Below are 24434 nucleotides of genomic sequence, written 5' to 3'. Positions count from 1 at the left end.
ATGAACTCAATGATATCCTATGTTGCTTAGCTGAAACCGATATGGTTATTTCTTTGCTTAAAATTAACGGATTACTTTTTAATGCCCATCGTTTTTGCTCGTTTTAATCTTAAGTGCAAATTAATTTTGTTTGCTGCTTTTCCATTAGTCATTATTTTAGCAGTAGGATATATTGCAGTATTGTTACTCATTGAAGATTATAGATTGGCTAATGAGACTATGTTGACCAGTGAAGTTAGCATAGATATCGAGAATTTATTGTATGAGTTACAAAAAGAGAGAGGAGTATCGGCGGGGGTTCTTGGCAAGAGAGAGGCGATATTTTTCAATCGACTTGAGTTGCAAAGAAAGTTGACTGATGAAGCGTTGACTCAACTTATCAATAGCCAGTCTCTTAAAAAGATATTGGAAACGGAAGATAAAAATTCTAATAAAACACTATCTGAAAAATTAATTAAAATAACACAACTGCCCGAAATATTGGCGGAAATTCGAGCTGAAGTCACACAGTTTAATGGAATAAACTTCTTTGATATCTATGCTGAAATTGACCGTTTTCTAATCGATGTTATTTCTCAAATGCATTTTAGTTCAAATAATGTTGAGCAACTTCGACGGCAAACAGACTTGTTGAATATGCTTTATATTCAAGATCTTGCTGATGAACAACGTGGATTAATGGTGCAATTATTATCAGCACCAACACTTTCAATGAATATTTTTATTTCAATTCAATCACTTGAAACGACTTTGCATGAACGTATTGTGCATATTTTATCTTATGCCAGCATCAACAATCAGTGGTTACTAAATGCAATGTTATCAAGTCCTGAACATGCTGAATTGTTGCGAATACAAAATCAGTTGTCTTCACAGCTACACTTGGCTGAACAATCTCAAAAAATTTCACGTTTAATGGGGTTTGGTGGACTTATACATGACTTTAAAAATTACTTATTACGTAACGAATCAAGTGATCTAATTAAGTTTAATATGCATTTTGTTGAGTTATCTCGAATATTAGAGAGCATGAAAAGTGATCTTGAGTTGTCTAGTGTTCAATATGATTTGATTAATAAATTAGAGGAGACGATTTTTGCTTATCAATCGAATATGTTTAGGTTGTTACAACTTAAAAATCAGGGATTGAGAATTGAAGATATTGACGACAGGATACGTATTTATGATGAACCAATGCTAACGGCATTAGCGCATTTGCAAGCGCCATCGGCCAGTATTTCACTGCTTGAATGGTGGGAAGCATCCAGTCAAAGAATTAGTTGGTTACATCAAATTAACGGTGATATGACACAAGCTATTGCATTGAGTAGTAGAGCTGAACAGCAGCAAGCGCTTACGTATTTGATTTTAAGTTTATTGGGGATTTTAGTCATCATTTGTGTGCTGATTTTTCTGGGGAAAAGCATTACTGAGCATATAGTAGGGAGTATTAGGAGCATTGCAAATGATATGCAAAAAATGGCTGTGGATCCGAATTTAGAAATTGAAGTTGAAGTGAAAGGCGGGGATGAAATTGCCAAGATGGCGTCTGCCTTGAATCAAATGCTGCTTGAACGTCAAAAGGTTAAACGAGAATTGAGCCGTGCTTCTGCTGTTTTTAAACATTCTTCAGAAGGTATTATTGTTACTGATGCACAAAACCGTATTGAACTCGTCAATCCTGCTTTTACAAAAATAACCGGATACACGTTAGATGATGTGAAAGGAAAAGATCCTTCTATTTTGAGTTCTCAACATCAGCCTGATGATTTTTATAAAGAAGTATGGCGAACCCTAAAAGCGAAAGGTCATTGGGGAGGGGAAATATGGAACAAACGTAAAGATGGACATATTTTTCCTGAATATCTCGCTATTACTTTGGTGAAGAATGAGCGTGGTGAAGTAACTCAACATATTGGCTTATTTATTGATATTAGTAACAGGAAAAAATATGAACAGGAAATTTGGTATCAGACGCATTTTGATACATTAACAGGTTTACCTAATAAGCAGCTTTTAATGGGGCATCTTCAACATCAAATTTCTTATGCTAGAACCTATTCTCAATCAGTTGCGATCGCTTTTATTAACTTAGATAGATTTAAGTTTATTAATGATCTTCATGGTACGGAGGCGGGTGATGAAATATTAAAGCAAGTGGCTTCTCGATTTAGCTCGATTTTAACGAAGGATGACTTTATCGCTCGAGTCGGTAGCGATGAATTTGTTATGATTATGCCAAACTTATCTCAAGGGGTGTCTATTGAAAAGAGAGCGAGGGAGATCAATCATTTACTGTCTGAGAAATGTATTGTTAATGATGTGGTTATTAGTATTTCTTCGAGTTTTGGATTAAGTTTGTACCCCGATAATGGCAAAGATCCTGAATGCCTGATCAGGCATGCTGAAACGGCGATGTATCAAGCAAAAAACGATGGCCGTGCACATTATAAATTGTTTTCAAAGGGAATGGATCACACTATTTTTGAGCAAATAAAATTGGAACAGCGGCTGAGAAAAGCGGTTTTGCATTCTGATTTTTATATGAATTACCAACCTATTATTGATATGTCAACAGGAAAGGTTACCAGTGTTGAAGCCTTAGTTCGCTGGAAAGATCCTGAGTTAGGGGTGATTTCTCCTGATAAATTTATTCCTATTGCTGAAGAAACGGGCTTAATTGATGCTTTGGGTCGATGGGTATTGGAGCAAGCATTGGCTAATTTAGCTTGTTGGCATAACCAAGGTTATGAGATTAGCTTGGCCATTAATGTTTCAGGTCGGCAGTTTATCAATCATGGAGGTGGATCTTTTAGTAAAATCCTTAATAATGCGCTCATAAGACACGGTATTGCGCCACGATATTTACACATAGAAATTACCGAAACCATGTTGATTGAAGATGAAATTCAATGCTTGAAAACGTTAGAAGAAGTGAGTGGACTCGGTATCGACATTTATTTAGATGATTTTGGTACGGGTTATTCATCACTGGCTTATTTGAAAGGATTTCCTATTTCTGTACTTAAGATTGATAAAAGTTTCATTGATTGTGCTCTAGAGTCACATAAAGACGCTAATTTATTGAAAGCAATTATTATTATGGGCCAAAGCCTGCAGTTGAAGTTAGTTTCAGAAGGAGTGGAAACTCAGCAACAGTGGGATTTATTACAGGGGTTAGGCTGTGATTTTGCGCAAGGCTATTTCATGTCGAGACCGTTAAATGGAAGTGAGATGTTTACTTATTTACAGAGTCAAGCTGCATCGGTAGCATAAGTATCACGGTTATATTTGAAAGCGAGATAAGATTATCAATCCTTATCTCGCTGGGTGCAGAGCGCCGTTAATAAGTTTAGGCCGCTGTCATTATGCTATCACTATCCTCTGCAGCCATTTTGGCAAGATCTTTATCAACAAAAAATAGTGCCTTACCATCTTCACCAATTAACCGAATTTTATCGACAATTGATTTGAATAATTTTTCTTCTTCGTGTTGCTCTGACACATACCACTGTAAAAAATTAAACGTCGAGTAATCTTGATTGCTAAAAGCAGTATGCGCTAGTGCATTGATTTTACTAGTTATTAATTGCTCGTGTTCATAAGTATATTCAAACAGTGCCAGTAGAGAGTCAAACTCGGCTTTAGGGGCTGCAATTGAGCCAAGTAATGGCATACCACCTGTTTCACTGACATAGGTAAATAAGCGATGCATATGGCCCATTTCTTCATCGGCATGAGTACGCATGAATTTTGCAGCGCCTTCAAAGCCTTTATCTTCACACCAAGCACTCATTTGTAAGTACAAGTTTGAAGAGAAAAATTCCATATTGATCTGCTCATTAAGCTGTTCGATCATCAAAGGTGTAAGCACGACTTTTATTCTCCATGGATAGTAATTAAGTACTATTGTCATTAATTTTGTACAAAATATCAAGAAAATTTTACTGTAACTTATTGTTTTAAAAATACAAATCGTTATCATTTGTGTATCTTTCTTTATATCACTTTTGTGTAGACTGTCTTATTCATTTTTAAGCGCTTGAATTATATATAGCTTATTTAATTAAGTCGTTTATCCTTCAGTCTACATTTTGAATGTCATGAATGAAGGCTTCGAATTAACAATGTGATTATTTTTCATTGAATTCGAAATGTTCGATATATTTGACTAAAAAAGACTTTAAATATCAGTAGTTGAATTAAAATTCATACTCTAATTGATACAAGTGTTGAAATTTGCCGTGATATTGGATAGCTTGAACTTATTATTGTTGAGCCTCAATTAAACGTAAGGAAGAACTATGAAAGGTTTTAAAAGGGCATTGATTTCTTCTGCGCTTTTTATTGCCGTCATTATTTGCTACCACTATGCGAATGCGTTGGGAGTCTTATTTTTTTTGGTTGCAGGAATAGGTTTTGAATTATTTGCTTGGAATATGAGTTTAAAGAAAAGGCACTAGAGCCTTTTCTTTAATGGGAAAGGTAAGAATGATTAGGGTTTTAATACGAATTAAAGCCAGTGGAAAAGGTGTTATTGAGTTTGATGAGCGTATAGCTTCCAAGCGATGAACCACATTATGCAGCCAATGCTAATATCGATGACTCTTTGTACTTTTTCTTTTCCCAACCAAGGGGCTAATTTTGATGCGCCTAGCGCTAGACTGTAAAACCATAATATAGATGCCAGCATAGTGCCGAGTGCAAAAGCTAATTTTTCATGGGCAACAAATTGGCTGCCTACGCTACCTAAAATCATAACAGTATCAAGATAAACATGTGGATTGAGTAACGTGACTGCCAATGTTGTTATAATTACAGCTATTTTTGTTTTATTTGAATGGTTTTGCTTTCCTATTTGGTATTGATTATTCAATGCGGCTTTAAAGGCAAGAGCGCCATATCCCAGTAAAAAAAAGATCCCGCCATAGGTGATAAGTGTGGCAACCTGACTATTGCTTGTGAGTAATTGATGGCCACCAAATACGCCTATTGTGATGAGTAAAACATCACAAAAGGTGCAAATACTGGCTGCGAGTAAGTGATGATTACGTTTAATGCCATGGCCTAAAATGTGAGAGTTCTGTGCTCCTATAGGAATAATCATACTGCCGCCTAAAATGAACCCTTGAATTAATGCTGTCACTGTCATTTAAAATATCACCTATATTACTTACGTGCCTTGCTGAGTATTTATCTGTAATTTTTGCATAAAAATTTATTTTTGTCTTTCTTTTCGATCTTGTTTCTCTCTGAGTATCACGAGTATCAGCTGTAGGGATACTCGTGTCATTGAATTGGAGATAATTGAGGCTGATCAAAGTCTATTGATATTGTTGCTCTGTCTGCATTGGGCTTTCTCGCATTTTGGATATGCTTGGGTATAATACTTTTCCATATAGTTCTTATTTCAAGGATGACACATGTCCATCACTTATGACCCTTGTGCTCAATCAAATTTAATGCACCCTGATCACGCTATTTTACAGCTATTGGATCAAGTTTCAGTGGTTACTCAAACAGAGACAATAGCGCTTCCTACTGCTTTTGGGCGTGTGTTGGCAAACGATGTTCAGTCCAGTATTGATTTACCTCCTTTCGATAATTCAGCAATGGATGGGTATGCTTTTAATTTTAATGATTTAATTGATTTTGAAGCATTAACCGTTGCGGGAGAGGCGTTGGCGGGAAAACCTTATGCTGGTGAGTGTTTACCTGGCACTTGCATACGGATCATGACAGGTGCTTTGGTGCCAAAGGGGTTTGATACCGTTCAAATGCAAGAGAAAGTCACCATTAAAGACAGTAAAGCGGTTATCGATCCCCCCAAACAGAAAGGGGCCTGTATTCGAAAGCAGGGAGAAGAACTGCTCTGTGGTGCTCAAGTGTTACCCGCTGGAACCTTGATAAGAGCGGCAGAATTGGGTGTGCTGGCGACAATTGGAACCGATGTTGTTGAAGTTTATAGGAAAGTGAGAGTGGCTTTTTTTTCAACAGGTGACGAGTTGCAAGCTGTTGGCAATCGATTGGAAAAGGGGCAAATTTATGACTCTAATCGATATAGCATTCAAGGGTTATTAAACCGAGCAAATATTGAGTGGACAGATTTAGGGGTGATTGCAGATGATCCTCAGGCGATTAGGGAGGCGTTTCTAGAGGCGGCTAAAATGGCTGATATGGTACTCACTTCCGGTGGCGTATCGGTAGGAGATGCTGATTATATTAAACAGGTTTTGGAAGAAGAAGGAAAAATCACTTTTTGGAAATTAGCCATCAAACCGGGTAAACCCTTTGCATTTGGACAGCTAAATGATGCTGTTTTTTGTGGATTGCCGGGAAACCCTGTTTCATCCATGGTGACTTTTTATAAATTGGTTTGGCCATTAATTGTTAAAATGCAAGGTCGCCCACAACGTCAATTATTGACTCTGCAAGCGAGATTAAAAGGATCGTTAAAGAAAGCACCGGGTCGAGTTGAATACCAGCGCGGTATTCTAAGCTATAACGAGCAAGGAGAAGCCGAAGTTCGAATGAGTGGGGCACAAGGCTCGGGTATGTTAACTTCGATGACCTTAGCGAATTGTTTTGTGATTTTATCTCAACAGGAAGGTGATCTTCCCAGTGAAACAATGGTCACTGTTGAACCTTTTAATACAGTATTGGATTAAATTTAATGCCTAGACGCCATGCCGATGGAACCCTTATGTCAGGTAAAAGTAATATGACTTTATCTGATGCTGAGTTATTGCGTTATGACCGCCAGATAGCCATTAAAGCGGTAGATATAGAAGGGCAAGAGAAGCTTAAATCAGCCAGAGTCTTGGTGATTGGTGTTGGTGGTTTAGGCTGTGCGGCAAGTCAGTATCTTGCCGTTGCTGGCATTGGGCAGTTAACATTAGTTGATTTTGATGTTGTTAGTGAGTCGAATTTACAACGTCAAGTTTTGCATGATGATAGTAAGATTAATGCGCTAAAAGTGATGTCTGCGAAACAAGCTTTAGAAAAGCTTAATCCTCATATTCAGATTGCAATATTCGCGACGAAATTGGATGATCACAATATGTCAGCTTTGATAGCTGAGCATGATCTTGTGATTGATTGTACCGATAATGTGTGGGTAAGAGAGCAAGTCAATCAGGCTTGTTTTACGCATAAAACACCTTTAGTGTCGGGGGCTGCAATTAGAATGGAAGGCATGGTGACGGTTTTTAATTATCAAGATAATATGCCTTGTTATCATTGTTTTAGTCAATTATTTGGTGAGCAAATGTTAAGTTGTGTTGAATCAGGGATCCTTGCACCTGTGGTGGGGATCATAGGTTCAATACAAGCACTTGAAGCCATTAAATTGCTGCTTGATATTGGAGATACTTTAACTGGAAGATTGTTATTCTTTGATGCTATGACGATGGAATATAGAGAGATGAAACTCTTAAAGCAAGCTAGCTGCCGAGTGTGCGGTGATGGGGATTAGTGATATAAATTAGCGTTAGCCTTTAAATGTCATAAAAAATCCTTTAAATTAGGCGTGCGCATCAGTTTAACCCATTTAGTCCATGAGTCAGGCCATGTGACAGGTTCGTTATTTTTATCTAAATACCAACTTTGACAACCGCTTACCCAAACGGTGTTGGTTTTTTTTTCGTTTAACATAGTGGACCATTCTTCCATTGCTTCAGGTTTGACTTCAACCTTGTGCAAAATGTTTCTCTGCCAAGCTTTAATGAGCTGGAGTGCCCAGTCTGCTTGTTTTTCACTGATATCTATCATCGAGTAATTTGCTATAGGTGAGTGAGGTCCAAGCATGAGAAAGAAGTTAGGGAACTGCGGTATGCATAAGGAATGATAGGCTTGTATTTTTTTCTTCCAGACTTCTTCTATTGTGACATTATTCCGGCCGATAAGGTGCATGGGGCGCATATATGACAGGGGGTGAAATCCTGTTGCATAAATGATGATATCTAAAGGATGGAACTTTCCATTTTGAGTGTGGATCCCTTTACTTGCAATGCTTTCAATTGCTGCATCTTCTAAGGTTACATTAGCGTCATTCAATGCCTTATAAAATGTTGAATTAATTACTATGCGTTTACAGCCAAGCTTATAATTTGGAATAAGTTTTTTTTGTAATTGTTTATTGTGTATTGTCTTTTTTATAAAGGCAGTGGACTGATAAGTAAGAAATTGGATTATTTTTTGATGGATAAATGTATTTTTTGTGAGCGCTGTGGTTAACTTTGCGAATAAATACAATAATGCTTTATTTATCCATTTTATTTGGTTGGGGTGAGATCGAATATGATGTTTCTTTTTCTCGCTATACGTTTTATTTTTTATGCCGAACATCCAAGCTGGTGTACGCTGAAAAACCGTGATCTGAGTATGTGGTAATTTGATAAGTTCTGGAGCGAGTTGCACGGCACTTGAACCTGTTCCTATGATCCCTATTCTTTTTCCAGATAATGAAATACTGTGATCCCATTGAGATGTGTGCATGGATTTTCCAGCGAAGTTTTCTTTGTTCGGTATATCAGGAAATTTAGGGTGATGTAAGATCCCTGTTGAACAGAAGATAAAATCGGCGGTGAAATTATTTTTTTTGCTGGTGGTTATGTGCCATTTATCATATTTAAAAATGCATTGAATGACTGTCTCATTGAAATGGGTATATTTTTCTAAATCGTAGCCTTTGAAAATATGCTTGAAGTAGTCGAGAATTTCCTTTCCTGGTGCAAATAAATGACTCCAATTTGGATTTGGAGCGAAGGAATAACAGTACATGTGTGAGGGGACATCACAGGCTACACCTGGATAAGTATTATCACGCCATGTTCCACCTATCATGGCTTTTTTTTCGATAATCGTTACTTGAGTTATACCTTGTTTGCGAAGTTTTATCGCTAACATTATTCCGGTCATTCCTGCCCCAATGATGACAACTGAAGGTATTTTGGTATTGGTGGACATTTTATTTCCGTTCTCATTATTTTCCTATTTATCAATTTGAGCTTAGCTGTTATTTATTGATTTGTACCGAATGATGTGTCTTGACTATTGTTGTCTTCTACACTGATAAAGTGAAATTAAGAGTGATTACGCATTATCAGTGTTATGGAGGAGTGATGGAAAGGATGACTCAAGAAAAGATTTGTTCACGTTTGCTATTTTTTATTAGTTTAATTTTATTATTGGGAGGAACAGCTTGCTCTAAAAAACCTAATACCCCCGCTCAAGTACCAGAGCATAAGAAAGAGATATTTTGGGGGTATGTTGGCCAAAACTCTCCAGAACATTGGGGTGAAGATTTTCCTCAATGCGAACTCGGAGGCGATCAATCTCCTATTAATATTGATTCAAAAAAGGTTAAGGTGGAAGTGTTACCTGAATTGCGTTTCACTTTTACCCGAGAACCGGTAGATATTGAAGATAATGGACATACTATAGAAGTGGTCTTTGGTGACGATGCCAAACAAGAGTCTGGTCAAAGTATTAGGTTAAATTACAGTGAGAGAGGGAAAGCGCTTAATAGTCGAGCAGTCGAGATTGAGTATAGCGAAAAGCAAGATACCTTTTCTGTAGCGAATAAAAAGTTTCAACTCGCTCAATTCCATTTTCACAGCCCGAGTGAAAATGTTATTAATAATCAAAACTTCCCAATGGAATTGCATTTGGTTTATGAAGGAAAGAATAGTCAGTTTGCGGTAGTGGCTGTCTTTTTAAGCATCGGGAATGAAAATCCGATTATTCGCACATTGTGGGAACATATGCCAGTTTATCGTGGGCAGAAAAATGATATACGGTCACTCAATCCAGATTTTTCGGGATTATTACCCAATAAGCGTGGGTATTACACTTTTCAAGGCTCCTTTACTACCCCACCTTGTACGCGAGATATTACATGGTATGTTTTACATGAAACTGTCGCGGTTTCTAAGGAGCAAGTTGAGGCTTTTCAAAAAGTCATGACCGATAATAACCGGCCACTGCAAGCTTTGAATAATCGAGTTATATTGTCGAGTCAATAGGAAAGGCTATTCTGTCGATTTAATGTGTGATTTCATTGCGGGATCACACGGCCTGATTTTACGACTTGCAAGCATGGATTGACACCATAGGTATAAGCGAGCTGTGCTGGGGTCGTAATGTCCCATAGACAAAAATCAGCTTGTTTTCCTATTGCTAAACTGCCAATTTTGTTATCCATATCCAGCGCTTTTGCTGCATTGAGTGTCATACCTTTCAAGGCTTCTTCTGGTGTCAATTTAAATAAAATGCAGCTCATGTTGAGCATGAGTAAACTGGAGCAAAGCGGCGATGAGCCGGGATTGTAATCACTGGCAACCACCATAGGGATTTTGTATTCGCGTAGTAATTGAATCGGCGGCAATTGTGTTTCTCGTAGATTATAAAAAGCACCGGGTAGTAAGGTGGCACAGGTTCCATGTTGGCTTAATAGTTTAATACTTTCTTCATCAATAAACTCGATATGATCAACGGATAATGCACCATGTTTGGCCGCCATTGACGAGCCACCTAAATTAGAGAGTTGCTCGGCATGTAATTTTATGCCTAAGCCTGCTTTTTTAGCCGCTAGTAGCACTTTTTCAGTTTGTTTTAGGTTATATGCAATTTTTTCACAAAAAACATCGACGGCATCAGCTAAATTGTTTTCAATGATTTTGGGTAGCATGTCATTAATGACAAGTTCGATATAATCGTCGGCTTTGTCTTTATATTCAGGGGGGATCGCGTGAGCGCCGAGAAAGGTTGTTTTGACATCAATATGGTGATATTCACCTAATTCTCTTGCGACGCGGAGAAGTTTTAATTCTGTTTCTGTATCGAGACCATAGCCTGATTTAATTTCAACGGTAGTGACACCTTCTTTAGCTAATGCATTGAGACGTTGTCGACCCAATTCAAATAATTCTGCTTCACTGGCTTCTCTGCAGGCTTTTACTGTGGAGAGTATTCCTCCTCCTGCAAGGGCGATTTCTTCATAACTGGCCCCATTGAGTCTTTGTTCAAACTCTTGGGCTCGATTACCTGCAAAGACCAAATGGGTATGGGCGTCGATAATACCAGGGGTTATCCAGCCGCCTTTACCTCGGTAAATTGGCGTGGCTAAGCTGTCAAACTTAGGTAAATCTTTCTGTTTTCCAATCCAAGCTATTTTACCCGCTTGAATAGCTATTGCGCCTTGAGTAATAGCACCATAAGGCGTATTTGATGTTGGATCCATCGTTGCAATATTGATATCAATCCAGACTTGATCCCAAGACATGGCCATTCCTTAATTATTTTTATGTTTTTAAACAGCTGGTTATATAATTTACTGGGTAAGCTGTTCTGAATTATATACAGTGTATTTTATCAAAATTGGCTTGTCTAGCTTGCACTAGCTTGTATATACAAGTTAGTGTGTTGAGGTGACTTTTTGAGCATGTAGATGATTTTAAAATATGGCGCAGGCTAAATTTTTAGAGATTAAACATTATATTCTGACTAAAGTGGATTCTGGAGATTGGCAGGAAGGGGATAAATTGCCTTCAGAAAATCAATTGGCGACTGTTTTTTCTTGTAGCAGGATGACGGCAAGGCGAGCCTTAACGGAGTTGACTGAGCAAGGGATTTTAACGCGTTCTCAAGGCATTGGTTCTTTTGTGGCCAGTAATAAAGCGCAATCTTCGGTTTTGCTTATTCGAGATATTCGACAAGAAATTGAGCTGCGGGGGCATATTTATAGCGTGAAGCAGTTAATGCTGGCGAAGCAGTATGTCGATCGGCCTTTGGCAGAACAGTTAAGCCTCAATGAAGGTGAGCCTGCTTTTTATTCTAAACTCGTTCATTTAGAAGAGGGTATGCCTTTACAGATTGAGGAGCGTTATGTTTTACCTAATAGGGTTCCGCATTATTTAGCACAAAATTTTAATGAAATTACACCACATGTGTACCTCTCTCAAGTGGCTCCTTTAGCTCAAGCTGAGCAAACCATTGAAGCTGTTTTAGCGACTGACTGTCAATGCACATTATTACAGATCCCCAAAACAGAGCCTTGTTTACAGATCAGCCGATTGACTGCTTCCAGCCAAGGTGTGGTGAGTTTTGCAAAATTACTTTATCCGGGTACGCGTTTTAAATTAGGTGGGCAGTTAGTTTTCGACAATTAAATGTATTAAGAGGAATAGAACATTGAATAATCGACATGATACGACAAGGCATATCATTGCCCCTCATGGCACAACGTTGAGTTGTAAGTCTTGGTTAACGGAAGCGCCAATGCGTATGCTTATGAATAATTTACATCCTGATGTGGCTGAACGGCCAGAGGATCTTGTTGTTTACGGTGGAATTGGTCGAGCCGCTCGTGATTGGCCCTGTTATGACAAGATTATTCAAGTTTTAAAGCGTTTGGAAGATGATGAAACCTTATTGGTTCAATCTGGAAAACCTGTGGGTGTTTTTCAGACTCATACTAATGCTCCTCGCGTTATTATTGCTAATTCTAATTTAGTGCCAAATTGGGCTAATTGGGAACACTTCAATGAGCTGGACAAACAAGGTCTAGCCATGTACGGGCAAATGACGGCGGGTTCATGGATTTATATAGGCTCTCAAGGCATTGTACAAGGCACCTATGAAACCTTCGTTGCGATGGCAAAACAGCATTTTGATGGCGAGTCTCAAGGTCGATGGATTTTGACGGGCGGGTTAGGCGGTATGGGAGGTGCGCAACCATTGGCCGGTACCATGGCTGGATACTCAGTACTTACGTGTGAAGTGGATGAAACCCGTATTGATTTTCGACTTCGTACTGGTTATGTCGATAAAAAAGCACATTCATTAGATGAAGCGTTGGCCATGATAGCGTCAGCGAATGAAAGTGGTCAGCCCGTGTCCGTTGGGCTACTTGCTAATGCCGCGGATGTTTTTAGTGAACTGGTGGCAAGAAAGATCACCCCCGATGTTGTGACTGATCAAACGTCTGCACACGATCCTTTAAATGGTTATTTACCTCAAGGATGGACATTGGAACATGCAGCTTCAATGAGAAAAACCGATGAAGCCGCAGTCGTTAAGGCGGCAAAACAATCGATGGCGGTACAAGTTAAGGCTATGCTTGCGTTGCAGTCTGCAGGCGCCGCGACAACCGATTACGGTAATAATATTAGGCAGATGGCCTTTGAAGAAGGTGTGAAAAATGCCTTTGATTTCCCTGGTTTTGTCCCAGCTTATGTCAGGCCGCTGTTTTGTGAAGGTATTGGACCTTTTCGTTGGGTGGCATTGTCGGGTGATCCTGAAGATATTTATAAAACCGATCAAAAAGTCAAAGAACTGATCCCAGATAATCCTCATTTGCACCAATGGCTTGATATGGCGCGTGAGCGTATTGCTTTTCAAGGGTTGCCTGCACGCATCTGCTGGGTAGGTTTAAAAGATCGCGCTCGCTTGGCATTAGCCTTTAATGAAATGGTTAAAAGTGGTGAGTTATCGGCGCCAATAGTGATTGGCCGCGATCATCTTGATTCCGGTTCCGTTGCTAGCCCCAATCGTGAAACTGAAGCGATGCTTGATGGTTCGGATGCGGTTTCTGATTGGCCATTGATGAATGCGTTATTGAATACGGCCAGTGGTGCCACTTGGGTGTCTTTACACCATGGTGGAGGAGTCGGTATGGGATTCAGTCAACACTCAGGTGTCGTCATAGTGTGTGACGGAACGGATGATGCGGCTAAACGATTAGGGCGCGTGTTATGGAATGATCCTGCTACGGGAGTGATGCGTCATGCCGATGCGGGGTATGAATTAGCCAAAAACTGCGCGAAAGAGCAAGGGTTAGATCTCCCTATGCTGGAGGAAGATGTATGAATCCCTTTACGTTAACACCCGGTACCTTATCGTTACACCAGTTGCGTGACATGAGTCGAACAGAAGTAAAGATTTCTATATGTGAAGATGCACTGGAGAATATTAATACCAGTGCAGGGTTGGTGCAAAAAGTATTAGATGAAGGAAGAACCGTTTACGGGATTAACACGGGCTTTGGTTTATTGGCGAATACTAAAATAGCCGCTGAAGATTTACAGTTACTGCAAAAATCGATAGTACTATCTCACGCTGCGGGCGTGGGGGAATTGATGTCAGATGATACAGTGCGTTTGATGATGATATTAAAAATTAATTCCTTGAGCCGAGGATTTTCTGGGATCCGCTTAGTGGTGATCCGTTTTTTGATCGAATTAGTGAATGCACGAGTCTACCCTTGTATTCCAGAGAAAGGCTCTGTTGGCGCCTCGGGAGATTTAGCGCCCTTGGCTCACATGTGCTTACCTTTATTAGGAGAAGGACAAGTCCGCTATCAAGGTCAACTTATTCCTGCAATTGAAGGGCTGCGTATTGCCGGCCTTGAGCCTATTGCTTTAGCAGCAAAAGAAGGCTTGGCGTTACTGAATGGCACACAGGCATCAACTGCGCTAGCATTGGAGGGATTATTTAATGCCGAAGATTTATTTGCTGATTGTTCTGTTGTCGGTGCAATGAGCGTTGAAGCCGCTTTAGGAGGACGAAGTCCTTTCGATGCGCGTATTCATGAGGCACGTGGCCAACAAGGGCAAATGGATTCAGCGGCTATTTTTCGCCATTTGTTAGGAGATGAGTCTGAAATTGGTTTATCACACTTAGATTGTGAGAAGGTGCAAGATCCTTATTCTCTGCGCTGTCAACCACAAGTGCTCGGAGCGTGTTTAAGTCAGATCCGCTTTGCCGCTTCAGTATTAGTGACAGAGGCTAATGGCGTGACAGATAATCCATTGGTTTTTCAAAACCCGAATGACATTATTTCAGGTGGAAATTTTCATGCTGAACCTGTTGCCATGGCGGCAGATAATTTAGCGATTGCGATTGCTGAGTTAGGCGCTTTTTCGGAGAGACGAATTGCACTACTCATTGATGCAAGTCTCTCTAAATTACCGCCTTTTTTAGTTGAAAATGGAGGGGTTAATTCAGGCTTCATGATTGCTCAAGTGACTGCTGCAGCCTTGGCGTCAGAAAATAAAACCTATGCCCATCCTGCTTCTGTTGACAGTTTACCGACGTCGGCTAACCAAGAAGATCATGTTTCCATGGCGACGTTTGCAGCCAGACGATTACGAGAGATGGCTAATAATACGCGCGGTGTGATAGCGATTGAATGGTTGTCGGCAGCTCAAGGACTCGATTTTCGCTTACCTTTAAAGCCCAGTCCGCTGGTTGAAAAGGCAAAAGGCTATTTACGAGAAAAAGTGGATTATTATGATAAAGATCGTTTTTTTAATCCTGATATTGAAGCGGCAATTGGTTTGCTTAAGGCGGGGATCTTTAATCAATTCATGCCTGATTTAATGTTACCGAGTATGAAAGATTAATGCGGTTTTAATGACTCATGAAAAAGAATTAGGGGATAGGCTTTAATTCTTTTTCAAGGCTGGTGGCAGTGTTTGGTTATTATGCCAAGGCTCTATAAAGTATTTGTCTTGTAAAATCTAAGGTTGATAAGTTGGATAGCCTTGGTTCATTGTATTTAAGTTTCGTTCTAACACGCTGGCATGGATCGTGGGTTTTTCACCAATTTTTTTATTCCAGTATCGTATTTTATTTTGCAACCATGTTCCCCAACCTCTGCTGACTTCATTATGCATAACATCTTGAATATTTTGTTTAATGGGTAGATTAGGCTTTACCATTAATCCATGATGAATGGCTTGTTCTAGCATCCAAAATAGTGGAATATTTGAAAGTCCATCATTTTCATAGCCGCCACCTATATCACTATGGACGCCACTGAACCAAACTTGTTTTAATGTTTGCGTTGGATGAGCTTTCTGTCGCCATAACAGTGGACTAAAAATGCCCCTTGTCTCACCTATTGCGAGTGCATGATAAGCATGTTTGACATTAGCACTGATTTTAAAGTCGTGAAATTGATGTTTACAAGCGGGAATGCTGGAGAGAAATTGAACCAAAATACGATTAGGTAAACCTAACGCAGCGACGGTATCCCATACACCAATAAAGTGGATGTCACAGGCTTTACTTTGGTGTTGTTTGATAAATTTGTTAGCTTCTTGCTGTCTTAACTGTGCATTATTTAATTTATAAATGTTAAGTGCAATATCGATGAGTTCGGGTTGCTCTTTTGGTAGGAGGCCAAAAAATAACATGAAGAGTGATAAGCTTCTTACGGTTGCCGCTCCGCGGCTAAAACCGAATAAATAAATATGGTCACCCTGATGATAATGGTTAACAATGAAACGATAGCAATCAAGCATATTGTTTGTGATCCCAAGTCCAAGCAATGTGCCTGGGATCCGCCACCAGTGTCGACTTATCCCTTGACTATAATGGGCTATTTGTGTGTTGGGATCTTGCTCGATAAAAGTATAGCTTTTATACACATTACTTCTATATTGAGTATGTCCACCTTGTCCCGTCCCATCTGAAATAGTGGCGATATTTTTTGGCATATCCTACTTCAATTAGTGAAATGGAAAGTTTGGTTCAATGTTATGGAATAATGTGTCTGGGTTGTTTATAAAAGCAATACTATATATGCCTATGCCGCTTTTCTGGGAAGGTAAATATTTTTATTCCAAGGTTCTAAGTAATATTCATTCTTTAATATCCAAGGCGTATATTCAGGACGTGCTTCGTTATGTTGATTGAGTTGTCTGGCAAGTACACTGGCATGAACTGTGGGTTTATCTTCAATATCAGTATTCCATACTCGCTCTTTTTGTGTAAAGAAGCGGCCCGATAACCCAATGGATTCATTATGCATTTTTGCGCTAATATCTTGAATGATCTCTATATTATTGTGAATGATGAGCCCGTGTTCTAACGCTCTGTCTAGCATCCAAACCAGTGGAATATTGGACAGTCCTTCGCTTTCATAACCACCGCCTACATCAGTATGCACACCACTAAACCAAACTTGTTTCACCGTTTGTTGGGCATGGGCTTTCTTTTTCCACAGCATGGGATGGAAAATGGCCCGTGTATCGTCAATGGATAAAGCATGGTAAGCATGTTGTATATTGTGGCTGATAGTAAAGTCATGAAATTTATGTTTAAAAGGGGGGACTTTGGAGAGCATGCTATCAAAGAAACGGTTGGGTAAGCCCATGGCGGCAACTGTATCCCAAACGCCCATGAAGGTGATCGGACATTCAACATTTTTATTGTTATCAATAAACAAAGCAGCTTGCTGTTGTCTTTTATGAGGGTTTTTTATTTTGTATATTTTTAGTGCCTGTTTGATGAGTTCGGGTCTCGATTTAGGCAATATGCCAAACAGCTCGATAAAGCGTGATAAGCTGCGGACAGTCGCAGCACCGCGACTGAAACCAAATAAGTAAATTTTGTCGCCAACGTGAAAGTGGTCAAATAAAAACTGATAGCATTCAATCATATTATCAGTCATGCCTACACCCAATAAACTGCCTGTGATTTGACGCCAATCGGTGCCTATCCCTTTGCTATAATGGGCAATTTGTTTACCTGAACGTTCTTCAATGAGATTAAATGTTTTATAGACATTGGTGTTGAATTTTATGCCGCCTTCTTGTCCCGTTCCATCCGAGAAAATGACGATATTTTTTGACATTTCACTCTCCATTACAGTTTGTCAATTTCTTGCTTTACTGCTTTAAAAGCAAAATGTATGCCGTTTATAATTGGTTAGTAAAAGTCATCGAGCATAAATGTATTTATCTAACCAATTGATATTTAAATATTACCTTGACTCGAGTTCTGTGATTTTTAGGCTCATGAGTTCTTTTTTCCAGTGAGCCTTGTTTATCCCGTCAATCCAAAAAATACGGCTTTTTCGAATTTCATTTTTACGTAAATAGGTGTCGGGTAATCGAAACGTGGCTTGCCAAACATTTAAATTGTCTGATTTTATTTGTAGTCCATCGTCATTGTAAAACAGTGTTTCTAATTTGACTAAAACATAGTGTTTGTTGCTGTTACTGGTTAATTCAAATTGAAGTCCTAACTTGTCATCATCCCATTTAGTATCGAGGATACTGACTTTTACGCCATCTTTAGCCGTTGATTTTAATAATTCAGATTGTTTTATAAATTGCGGGTTTAGCTTTGGGGCTGGAAGTGCTGAGGGGGGGGCAGTCTTCACAGGCTTAGCGGTTATTGCTTGTGCTGGTTTTTGCACAGTTTCGTTGGGATTATCTAGAATAACGTATTCCCAAGTGAAATCATCGTTGAGTTTGACTTTAGCGCCATTGTCTAAGGTGACTTCAGCTATTTGAGCGGCAAAGGCGCTTGTTAACGTTAAGAGGTAAGCGGTGGCAATAATAATGAGGGTACGCGTTATTTGTTGTGGTTTGTGCATAGTTAAGCCGTCGTTAAAGAAATGGTTTTATAACCCTTAGGATATAACTAAATAATACTCAATGGCGAGAAAATAGCGTGAAAAAATATTGGATTGGGGAATGTTAACTCATGGGCTATTGTTAGTTTATTGAATTGTTTTTGTTTGTAAGGCGTAACGGTCTTTGTGGAATGCTAGGGCTTTTTTCTTGCTGAGTAAAAAAGTGATACAGTGTGGTCATTAGGTGTTTGTTTTAAATTAATACGAGGAATGTAAGCAGTGAATTATGATTTTCGCTCTCAAATCAGTCATTGGGTATCCGGCTGGGGATTGGATGAGTTTACCTCTCAAAATTTGGTGATGGGTATTTCACTTATCGGCTGTTTGCTGTTTGCCTTAGTGGTCTACTTGGTGGTACGCAGGGTTATTGTTCGTACGGTTAATTTAGTGATTAAGCATTCTAAAGTGAGCTGGGATGATACTTTTATGCGTCATCAAGTACTAGAGAAAATGGCATGGTTGGCGCCATTATTTGTACTGAGTTTATTGGTGCCTCTCGCTTTATCAAACATGCCCTTATTGAGTACATTGACTGAGCGTTTACTTGAATTCACCATTGTAATTTTAGTGATTAGAGTGGTGTACAGTGCTTTGGATGCTGCAAATGAAGTTGCCGATCTGAATCTTGTTAGTCGTCGGTTGCCGATAAAAAGCTTTGTGCAGCTATTAAAACTATTCTTGTTTTTCGTTGCCATTATCATTTGTGTGTCCATTTTATCGGATCAATCGCCCGTTTATTTCCTCAGTGGCTTAGGTGTTGCGACAGGTTTAGTGATGTTGGTATTTAAAGATACCATTTTAGGCTTTGTTGCGGGCATTCAACTTGCTGCCAATCGTATGGTGAGTCCGGGTGATTGGATTCAAATGGATAAATATGGTGCTGATGGTTCAGTCGAAGAGGTCTCTTTAACCACGGTAAAGGTGCGTAATTGGGATAAGACGATAACGATGATCCCTGCTTATGCCCTAGTATCTGATGCGTTTAAAAATTGGCGAGGCATGTCTGAGTCTGGTGGGCGTAGGATTAAAAGAGCATTAATTATTGATACTCAGACAATTCAGTTTATTACTGATGAAGACAAGAAGAGATTTTCTAAAATTAATCACTTAAAGGAGTATCTTACGAGTAAAGCGGTGGAAATGGATGCTTATAATGCCAAGGTGAGTGATGCAGAAATGCGGGTCAATAGTCGTCATTTGACGAATATTGGTACCTTTAGAGCTTATATGGTGTACTTTTTACGGAATCATCCCAATATACATCAAGAGATGACGTTACTTGTGCGTCAGTTGGCGCCAGTCAGCGAAGGGATCCCTATTGAAATTTATGTCTTTACCAATGATACTCGTTGGGATGTCTATGAAGATATTCAAGCGGATATCTTTGATCATATTTATGCCATATTACCCGAGTTTGGCTTGCGTGCTTTCCAGCCGCCTTCAGGTGCAGATTTGCGAAGTTTAAAAGCCATGTCATGATATTGATGTGAATTAAAAAGCCAACAAGATGATTGTTGGCTTTTTAATGTATCTTGTTCCGTTCTAGGATAAGTTGACATTTTGGAAGCTTATTGATGAATATCTAAAGGTAATGGAAGGGGATTATTCATTGCTTCGAGTGACCAATAAGCCCGCTAAGCTGATAAACATGGCACCACTGAAACGATCAAACCAGTGCAATTTTTGACTTTCTGTGAGTTTAGGAGCTAAAACGTTCGCTAAGCTGGCATAAATCATCACAAAGCTAAAATCAATTATGGCCCATGTGAGTGCTAAAATGAGTAGCTGTGGGACTTGAGGTAAAGACATATCGATAAATTGTGGAAATAATGCACTGAAAAAAAGTAAGTCTTTAGGGTTACTTATTCCTACTGTAAAGGCTTGTTTGAACATGTTTTTTGAGCTAGCTTGTTGTTTGGTCTGTGCCAACAGCAAGCCTTGTTGTTTATTTTTACTGAGAAGTAATTTTATTCCCAGAAAAAGTAGGTAAGCTCCACCACACCACTTCAAAATGACAAACCCATACTCGGCATTACTTAAAATAGCGCCTAAACCTAATGCGGAAGCAAGCATGAGTAACATTGCGGCACTTACACTGCCAAGTCCTGTAATAAGTGAACGTTTTTTGCCATAATGAATGCCATGATTCATCGATAAGACGGCCATGGTACCAGGGCTAATAGCAATCATGAGTACGGCAAAAGAAAAGAGTAACCAAGTATCAAAGTGCATTTGATAACATCCTTAATCACTGTATCAGTGTTGTTGAATTTATGGGTAAGTAATATGGCGTAATTAAGCGCTGAATGCTAGTTTTTAAAGTCAGGAATTTCCTTGGGATATAAGCCTTTTATCGAACGGTGAAAACGGATAATTTTTTCCATATCGGCTGCCATGTCATCACTGGGGGTAATGCTTTGGCCAATAATGATTTTTTTGATATTAAAATCAAAGCCTACTGTAACAATTGGAATTCCAGCTTGGTGTGCAATGTGATAAAAGCCCATTTTCCAACGTTTGACTTGGCTTCTTGTGCCTTCAGGCGTGAGAGCGAGTTTAAAATGGGGGTTATGTTTAAATAAAAGTGACGCGCCTTCAACAAGGTTGTTGCATTGACTTCTATCCACAGGGGTTCCGCCAAGTGCACGGAAAAGCCACCCCCAAGGGGGAATAAATAATTGATGTTTTCCTAAGAAATGAATTTTTTCCCCTAATGCATAACAGCCTATTAGTCCTACCAGAAAGTCCCAGTTGGAAGTATGTGGCGCGACAATGATGATGTATTGAGGTGATGCTGGTAATTCACCTTCAAAGTCCCAACCTATTAATTTTAATAAACGATACCAAAATGCTTGTCGCATGACATATACCTTAGTTAGATGTTACACACCTCTATGTGTTAGTTTTGGTTAAGGGTTCTTATTCATTATATTCGAATGTGGCTTTTATTGGCGTATAATGCAATATCTTTTATTAGCATGGGCTAATGCTATGATAAAAAAAATTGTAGGTTTATGTTTGTTTTTCTTTTCGTTTTTGACATATGCGGTTCCAACTGATGAAATTTTATCGGTTTTAGAAAAGCAGGAAACAGCTTGGAATAAAGGCGATATTACAGCTTATATGGAGGGGTATTGGCACAATGAGCAGCTAAGGTTTGTGTCAGAGGGAGAATTTCAATTCGGTTGGCAAAATATGTTGAATGCTTATCAAGCCAATGATGTTGATAAGAGTGCATTAGGGCAACTGAGTTTTGTCGTCGATGAGATAAAGATGTTGAATAATGATGCTGCGGTGGTGACTGGGAATTGGTCTATTATTCGAACTAAAGATAACCCCAAAGGGGTGTTTACTTTATTAATGGAGAGAAAAAATGATGTGTGGGTTATCACTCAAGATCACTCTTCAAGTGGAAAAAGTTAACATGGCAGTGATTAAGATTTTGTATTGAAATAAAAAGTTTGTTGATCTATTTGGTGGCCTTGATTATTAAAGCGCACTTCAGTGAAAGACACTTGTTTTTGTCGGTTTATGAGGATAATGCTAGATGAACGTGTCCCGTATTTAGGGTGTTTGATGAAGATAGAAGAAAGTAAGCGTTCCCAATCTAGGCTAATACCTGTGTGTGGTAAATATTTATCTTCAGCTTGTTGGGTATCGGTTAATAAAGCCAGGAGTTCAGTGATGATTGGCGTTGAATGTGTGTTTAGGTATTGTTCAAGCGCATTGTTTCCTTTTGCCATTTTAGGCCATATATCATCTAATGTACCATTGCTGACAGCATGAAACCCTGGTGCTAAGGTGCTGTTTGTCTGAGTTTGGCTGTTATAGCAGTGAAGTGAGTGCTCATTGCCGTACAGTAAATTAAAGGGGTGGTACTTAATATCATTTTCTTTTAACCAAGAAAAAAATATTGGTGAGTTCGATTGCGCTAGCGCTAATAAGGGGAGTTCTCCTCGTGTTTTTGGGTTGTGTGTTTTTTGTTCAGGTGTTCGAATGTTGGTGATTGCGGCAATGTTGCCTTGTTTGTTTATACCTAACCACGTTCCTCCTGCTATAAGGTCTTTTCCTGCTAATAAGGTGTTTTCTGGTGGCCAAAAATGGGCTGCTTGTGTGAGCCTATTATGGGATTCGTCTCTATTTGCACAAATAATCAGAGGGTAGTCTGGCAGCACTTTTAGAGCAATAAAGAGGATACACATAAGCTTAAGGTTAGTCATTTACTATCTACTAACCTTAGCGCTTTTATACATTAATGTGTAGCTAATGATGGTGCTCTTTATGTGTATGAGGTTTAGGCGTAAAACTCACTAAGCTGAGTAAAAATTGTCGAGGACCTAATCTGAGCAAACTGGCAGAAAATAATAGGCATAACAGTATCATTGAAAAGATATTGATCCACTCAGGTAAATTAAACATTGCGTGCCATTGAGGGTTAATCCATTGAACAATTATCACTGATAATAAGAGTAACCCAATGAGGGGGAGTATATGATTAAGTTTGATGTTTTTTAATGAAATGGCATTAAATAATGGGGCAACAAGTAAAGGCAATAAGACAGCGCTGATCGACCAACCACTATAAGCTAAACTTAATGAAAGGACTGCAGCGCCAATGGAGCAAAAGCGCATAGGGATAAGAAACGCAGCAATAATGATAACTTGCCATATAGGATGAATGAGTAACAAACTTGGATAGCTTATTAGGTTAACGAGCACTAAACTTAGCAAGACCCAAGGTGCGCTTTTATCAACTTGATGACTTAGCCCAAATTTTAAAAATGACTTTCCTGCAAAGGGAGTTGAGTGGGTAGGAGTGATGCCTGCATAGGTTAGGTAACTTGATAGACATAAAATACCAACTGCTTGAAATAATGCCAGCCAAGGCCCTAATAAGAATGCTGTTACTAAAAGGGTTTCAGGCCCAATGAGTGTTTGAAGCCATTTTAATTGGGTATTTTTTGTATTGGGAGTTAAGCCTAATGCATACCTTATACAAGCTGCGATATAACAAAGGAGAAGAATAGGGGCAATAGTGAGCATCCATTGTAGTAATTGTGGTACAAAACTCTCATGATGGTTATGTTCATGGCCATCGGTGCCCATTAACATTAAACCAAAAAGTAATCCTATGCCCAATAAGCTACCAATGCCTGCTTGATACTCATATTGACCTAAATGATCTGGGCTTGAATGTCCATGGGGTTGATGTATGACAACATGGAGAATGGAGCCTGTAACAAAAGCCTGTAAATAAACAGTATTATCTAAACTGAGGTGGGTTAATAGTTGTTCTCCAGCAAAGTACCCCACTCCAGTTAATAACATCATGACTGCGATGACGGCAAAAGCCCAACGAATACCAACTTGAGGTTTGAGTAGCCACCAAATTGCTAACCCTATAGGTAATCGGTGCAGAATAACGCCTAAAGCCAACAAGCTTGAATTGCCCTCTTGTTGAGCGAGTATGATGGCGCCTCCATCGGTGATGGTATGTAAAAGTAGCCCTGTAACGCCTAAAAATAAGGCAATATTATGGGTCACATCAGAGTATTTATGAAATAACCGTTCACTGGCACTTGGCCCCCACATGCCAATGAATAAAAATAATATTGATAACAGGCCGCCATGTTCAAGTAGCTCTGGTAAAATATGGATGAGAACTAGCCCTCCTAAGGAAACAAAGATAAAACCATCTAAGCCTTTTTGTAGACCAGTACCTGTTGTAAAAAAACGATAAAAAACAGGGCCCAATAATAGGGCTATGCAGCTAGCAGCAAGATACAGCATGATATCCAAATAATAAAAAGGGGCAAAATATTATTGTTAGTATACCAGCCTTATTCAGAGGTGTTTATCTTTCATTTCTCTTCTTTTTCTAGGGTTTCTTGCGTGATGTTGTACTGTCTCTTTATGTATTGCGTGGGTGGGTATATACCCAAACCACTTGAAGATGCAGGATTCAGCTGGAATTAAAACGCGTTTAGGCAAGGCATTGAGTTGAGGG

General features: G+C 39.2%; 21 protein-coding genes. 10 read left to right on the top strand and 11 right to left on the bottom strand.

What is annotated here, in order from left to right; translation table 11 throughout:
- The first annotated feature begins 81 nt into the window (after positions 1 to 81).
- Positions 82 to 3276 (top strand): EAL domain-containing protein, encoded by a 3195-nt coding sequence (locus Q0779_RS21695; protein WP_298775959.1) that lies wholly within the window; start codon positions 82 to 84, stop codon positions 3274 to 3276.
- A gap of 76 nt (positions 3277 to 3352) precedes the next feature.
- Here the strand turns inward: Q0779_RS21695 and ftnA are convergent, their stop codons facing one another.
- A complete protein-coding gene (gene ftnA / locus Q0779_RS21690; protein WP_298775957.1) occupies positions 3353 to 3874 on the bottom strand; it encodes a non-heme ferritin in 522 nt (173 codons plus the stop codon).
- Between the two features lie 430 nt (positions 3875 to 4304).
- Between ftnA and Q0779_RS21685 the strand changes: the two genes are divergently transcribed.
- Positions 4305 to 4463, top strand: a complete 159-nt coding sequence (locus Q0779_RS21685; protein ID WP_298775955.1) for a hypothetical protein — start codon at positions 4305 to 4307, stop codon at positions 4461 to 4463.
- 71 nt (positions 4464 to 4534) lie between these two features.
- On the opposite strand, the gene Q0779_RS21680 is transcribed toward Q0779_RS21685, so the two are convergent.
- Entirely contained in the window at positions 4535 to 5152 is a 618-nt protein-coding gene (locus Q0779_RS21680; protein ID WP_298775953.1) for a LysE family transporter, read from the bottom strand.
- A gap of 271 nt (positions 5153 to 5423) precedes the next feature.
- On the opposite strand from Q0779_RS21680, the gene moeA reads away from it, so the two are divergent.
- Both moeA and moeB read left to right on the top strand, forming a co-directional pair.
- Entirely contained in the window at positions 5424 to 6668 is a 1245-nt protein-coding gene (gene moeA / locus Q0779_RS21675; protein WP_298775951.1) for a molybdopterin molybdotransferase MoeA, read from the top strand.
- Between the two features lie 35 nt (positions 6669 to 6703).
- A complete protein-coding gene (moeB, locus tag Q0779_RS21670; protein WP_298775949.1) occupies positions 6704 to 7474 on the top strand; it encodes a molybdopterin-synthase adenylyltransferase MoeB in 771 nt (256 codons plus the stop codon).
- A gap of 29 nt (positions 7475 to 7503) precedes the next feature.
- Here moeB and Q0779_RS21665 read toward each other — a convergent pair whose 3' ends face one another.
- On the bottom strand, positions 7504 to 8967 hold the full coding sequence (locus Q0779_RS21665) for an NAD(P)/FAD-dependent oxidoreductase (RefSeq protein ID WP_298775947.1): 1464 nt from the start codon (positions 8965 to 8967) through the stop codon (positions 7504 to 7506).
- Between the two features lie 155 nt (positions 8968 to 9122).
- On the opposite strand from Q0779_RS21665, the gene Q0779_RS21660 reads away from it, so the two are divergent.
- Positions 9123 to 10025 (top strand): carbonic anhydrase, encoded by a 903-nt coding sequence (locus Q0779_RS21660; protein WP_298775946.1) that lies wholly within the window; start codon positions 9123 to 9125, stop codon positions 10023 to 10025.
- 32 nt (positions 10026 to 10057) lie between these two features.
- On the opposite strand, the gene hutI is transcribed toward Q0779_RS21660, so the two are convergent.
- The gene (gene hutI / locus Q0779_RS21655) at positions 10058 to 11284 is read right to left on the bottom strand and encodes an imidazolonepropionase (RefSeq protein WP_298775944.1); all 1227 of its coding nucleotides are present in this window, start codon (positions 11282 to 11284) and stop codon (positions 10058 to 10060) included.
- 178 nt (positions 11285 to 11462) lie between these two features.
- Between hutI and hutC the strand changes: the two genes are divergently transcribed.
- From hutC to hutH, 3 genes are read left to right on the top strand one after another with little or no spacing between them, the layout of a single operon-like run.
- A complete protein-coding gene (gene hutC, locus Q0779_RS21650) occupies positions 11463 to 12170 on the top strand; it encodes a histidine utilization repressor (RefSeq protein WP_298775943.1) in 708 nt (235 codons plus the stop codon).
- 22 nt (positions 12171 to 12192) lie between these two features.
- Positions 12193 to 13869: a urocanate hydratase gene (hutU, locus tag Q0779_RS21645; protein ID WP_298775941.1), complete on the top strand. Its 1677-nt coding sequence runs from the start codon at positions 12193 to 12195 to the stop codon at positions 13867 to 13869.
- The gene (gene hutH, locus Q0779_RS21640) at positions 13866 to 15404 is read left to right on the top strand and encodes a histidine ammonia-lyase (protein WP_298775940.1); all 1539 of its coding nucleotides are present in this window, start codon (positions 13866 to 13868) and stop codon (positions 15402 to 15404) included. The genes hutU and hutH overlap by 4 nt, the downstream gene beginning before the upstream one ends.
- 117 nt (positions 15405 to 15521) lie before the next feature.
- On the opposite strand, the gene Q0779_RS21635 is transcribed toward hutH, so the two are convergent.
- The 3 genes from Q0779_RS21635 to Q0779_RS21625 form a co-directional block, all read right to left on the bottom strand.
- On the bottom strand, positions 15522 to 16502 hold the full coding sequence (locus tag Q0779_RS21635; protein WP_298775938.1) for a DUF2235 domain-containing protein: 981 nt from the start codon (positions 16500 to 16502) through the stop codon (positions 15522 to 15524).
- 89 nt (positions 16503 to 16591) lie between these two features.
- Entirely contained in the window at positions 16592 to 17641 is a 1050-nt protein-coding gene (locus Q0779_RS21630) for a DUF2235 domain-containing protein (RefSeq protein WP_298775936.1), read from the bottom strand.
- Positions 17642 to 17770: 129 nt separating this feature from the next.
- The gene (locus Q0779_RS21625; RefSeq protein WP_298775935.1) at positions 17771 to 18388 is read right to left on the bottom strand and encodes a DUF3157 family protein; all 618 of its coding nucleotides are present in this window, start codon (positions 18386 to 18388) and stop codon (positions 17771 to 17773) included.
- Between the two features lie 258 nt (positions 18389 to 18646).
- Here Q0779_RS21625 and Q0779_RS21620 point away from each other — a divergent pair, with 258 nt between their 5' ends.
- Positions 18647 to 19906, top strand: coding sequence for a mechanosensitive ion channel family protein (locus tag Q0779_RS21620; RefSeq protein WP_298775932.1), 1260 nt, complete (start codon positions 18647 to 18649; stop codon positions 19904 to 19906).
- Positions 19907 to 20029: 123 nt separating this feature from the next.
- Here Q0779_RS21620 and Q0779_RS21615 read toward each other — a convergent pair whose 3' ends face one another.
- Both Q0779_RS21615 and Q0779_RS21610 read right to left on the bottom strand, forming a co-directional pair.
- A complete protein-coding gene (locus tag Q0779_RS21615) occupies positions 20030 to 20659 on the bottom strand; it encodes a LysE family translocator (protein ID WP_298775929.1) in 630 nt (209 codons plus the stop codon).
- A 77-nt stretch (positions 20660 to 20736) separates the two neighbouring features.
- Positions 20737 to 21288: a lysophospholipid acyltransferase family protein gene (locus tag Q0779_RS21610; protein ID WP_298775927.1), complete on the bottom strand. Its 552-nt coding sequence runs from the start codon at positions 21286 to 21288 to the stop codon at positions 20737 to 20739.
- A 130-nt stretch (positions 21289 to 21418) separates the two neighbouring features.
- Between Q0779_RS21610 and Q0779_RS21605 the strand changes: the two genes are divergently transcribed.
- Positions 21419 to 21850, top strand: coding sequence for a nuclear transport factor 2 family protein (locus Q0779_RS21605; RefSeq protein WP_298775925.1), 432 nt, complete (start codon positions 21419 to 21421; stop codon positions 21848 to 21850).
- A gap of 11 nt (positions 21851 to 21861) precedes the next feature.
- On the opposite strand, the gene Q0779_RS21600 is transcribed toward Q0779_RS21605, so the two are convergent.
- A complete protein-coding gene (locus Q0779_RS21600) occupies positions 21862 to 22629 on the bottom strand; it encodes an NRDE family protein (protein ID WP_298775968.1) in 768 nt (255 codons plus the stop codon).
- Between the two features lie 61 nt (positions 22630 to 22690).
- Complete coding sequence (locus Q0779_RS21595) at positions 22691 to 24217, bottom strand: metal transporter (RefSeq protein ID WP_298775923.1); 1527 nt, start codon at positions 24215 to 24217, stop codon at positions 22691 to 22693.
- Between the last annotated feature and the right edge of the window lie 217 nt (positions 24218 to 24434).

Origin of the sequence: uncultured Shewanella sp., assembly GCF_947491715.1 — a bacterium.
Lineage (GTDB): Bacteria > Pseudomonadota > Gammaproteobacteria > Enterobacterales > Shewanellaceae > Shewanella.
This window is presented reverse-complemented; position numbering and strand designations above follow the sequence as displayed.

What these genes read in the sequence shown, in the direction of transcription:
- Q0779_RS21630 (WP_298775936.1), bottom strand. Translation starts at nt 17,641, where the DNA reads ATGTCAAAAAATATCGTCATTTTCTCGGATGGAACGGGACAAGAAGGC.
- Q0779_RS21615 (WP_298775929.1), bottom strand. Translation starts at nt 20,659, where the DNA reads ATGCACTTTGATACTTGGTTACTCTTTTCTTTTGCCGTACTCATGATT.
- Q0779_RS21625 (WP_298775935.1), bottom strand. Translation starts at nt 18,388, where the DNA reads ATGCACAAACCACAACAAATAACGCGTACCCTCATTATTATTGCCACC.
- Q0779_RS21680 (WP_298775953.1), bottom strand. Translation starts at nt 5,152, where the DNA reads ATGACAGTGACAGCATTAATTCAAGGGTTCATTTTAGGCGGCAGTATG.
- Q0779_RS21600 (WP_298775968.1), bottom strand. Translation starts at nt 22,629, where the DNA reads ATGTGTATCCTCTTTATTGCTCTAAAAGTGCTGCCAGACTACCCTCTG.
- Q0779_RS21685 (WP_298775955.1), top strand. Translation starts at nt 4,305, where the DNA reads ATGAAAGGTTTTAAAAGGGCATTGATTTCTTCTGCGCTTTTTATTGCC.
- Q0779_RS21695 (WP_298775959.1), top strand. Translation starts at nt 82, where the DNA reads ATGCCCATCGTTTTTGCTCGTTTTAATCTTAAGTGCAAATTAATTTTG.
- Q0779_RS21660 (WP_298775946.1), top strand. Translation starts at nt 9,123, where the DNA reads ATGGAAAGGATGACTCAAGAAAAGATTTGTTCACGTTTGCTATTTTTT.
- hutC (WP_298775943.1), top strand. Translation starts at nt 11,463, where the DNA reads ATGGCGCAGGCTAAATTTTTAGAGATTAAACATTATATTCTGACTAAA.
- Q0779_RS21595 (WP_298775923.1), bottom strand. Translation starts at nt 24,217, where the DNA reads ATGCTGTATCTTGCTGCTAGCTGCATAGCCCTATTATTGGGCCCTGTT.
- Q0779_RS21605 (WP_298775925.1), top strand. Translation starts at nt 21,419, where the DNA reads ATGATAAAAAAAATTGTAGGTTTATGTTTGTTTTTCTTTTCGTTTTTG.
- hutH (WP_298775940.1), top strand. Translation starts at nt 13,866, where the DNA reads ATGAATCCCTTTACGTTAACACCCGGTACCTTATCGTTACACCAGTTG.
- Q0779_RS21610 (WP_298775927.1), bottom strand. Translation starts at nt 21,288, where the DNA reads ATGCGACAAGCATTTTGGTATCGTTTATTAAAATTAATAGGTTGGGAC.
- Q0779_RS21665 (WP_298775947.1), bottom strand. Translation starts at nt 8,967, where the DNA reads ATGTCCACCAATACCAAAATACCTTCAGTTGTCATCATTGGGGCAGGA.
- Q0779_RS21635 (WP_298775938.1), bottom strand. Translation starts at nt 16,502, where the DNA reads ATGCCAAAAAATATCGCCACTATTTCAGATGGGACGGGACAAGGTGGA.
- moeA (WP_298775951.1), top strand. Translation starts at nt 5,424, where the DNA reads ATGTCCATCACTTATGACCCTTGTGCTCAATCAAATTTAATGCACCCT.
- moeB (WP_298775949.1), top strand. Translation starts at nt 6,704, where the DNA reads ATGTCAGGTAAAAGTAATATGACTTTATCTGATGCTGAGTTATTGCGT.
- hutI (WP_298775944.1), bottom strand. Translation starts at nt 11,284, where the DNA reads ATGTCTTGGGATCAAGTCTGGATTGATATCAATATTGCAACGATGGAT.